Source organism: Photobacterium marinum (assembly GCF_000331515.1).
Lineage (GTDB): Bacteria > Pseudomonadota > Gammaproteobacteria > Enterobacterales > Vibrionaceae > Photobacterium > Photobacterium marinum.
Genome location: NZ_AMZO01000070.1, coordinates 1 through 1,058, shown reverse-complemented (window position 1 = coordinate 1,058; position 1,058 = coordinate 1). Strand labels below are relative to the sequence as shown.

The following is a 1,058-nucleotide window of genomic DNA, read 5'->3' as shown; positions in this document are numbered from 1 at the left end:
GAGTCAATGAAGTCACCGGGTGGATTCAGTCGTCTGTATGATCAGCTTGATAATGCAAATGTTAAAGAAAGCAAGCATTTGTATGTTGATGGCAATGGTGATTTCGTTACTAAAGGCAAAGAAAATATTACTGAAGCTCATAAGCTTGAGAGTGGCGACTTGGCTCTAGATAAAGTCAAAGCTGCGGTGAGCAAGGAGTATGGTCAGGGGGTGGCAGATGCAGTCTTTGCTGATCTGAAAGCAACCGATCTTGCCAGTGATGGAAAAGGGATTGATATTGCCGGCTTGAACAAAGTTCACCGAGCTATTGAACAACAGTTGTCTCCAGTGAGTGCTACTTTATTTGTTTGGAAGCCAAGTGATCACAGTAAACTAGGCCATGCTGCCTTACAAATTGGGCAGGGGCGTGTTCAGGTTGATGCGCAAGATGCGCCTGAGTTCAATCAGAAAAACTATGTCAGTTGGTGGCCGCTGGACAGTAAGTCATTTAATCCAAAACGAATTATGGGTGTAGTGGCATCACCACATGAAACTTTGGCGTCAGATGTAGAGTCAGAAGAAAACGATAACTTCGGTATGCATGATGGTGATCGTAGGCTGGAGCGGTTCATAGAAAAACTCAATGCTGTGAAAGGTGTTGATGCTAAGTTTAAGGATATTTCTGAAGCGTTCACAATGACCGCTTTGATGAATCCGGAAATGCTTGAGTCTGCAGGTATTCCGCCGCATGTTTATGAACCGTTTGTCGAGCAGTGGAATGATACTAGCTATGACATGATGGATGTCGCCAAACGTTTTGCAGAAGAGTTGCAACATCAGGCTAAGGCAAACAGTAATTCAGCCTTGATGGAAAAACGTATTGGTAATGTAGTTCGTCAGTTTGCAGATCGTGCATTGGATGAAATTGAAGCGTTTAAGACTCAGGAAGCCGAGCAGGGGCGGGTATTCCGCATTAACCTTGAAGGGCTTGATGTCGCGGCAATGCAGGCTGAATGGAACAGGTTAAGCAATGACCCGGATGCGCGATACCAACTGGTGACTAAGAACTGTTCAACTAC

1 pseudogene is annotated in these 1,058 nt (G+C 44.9%); it reads left to right on the top strand.

Features of this window, described 5'->3' with window-relative positions:
- Positions 1-1,058 (top strand): annotated as a pseudogene (locus tag C942_RS24160) (hypothetical protein); the annotation flags it as partial.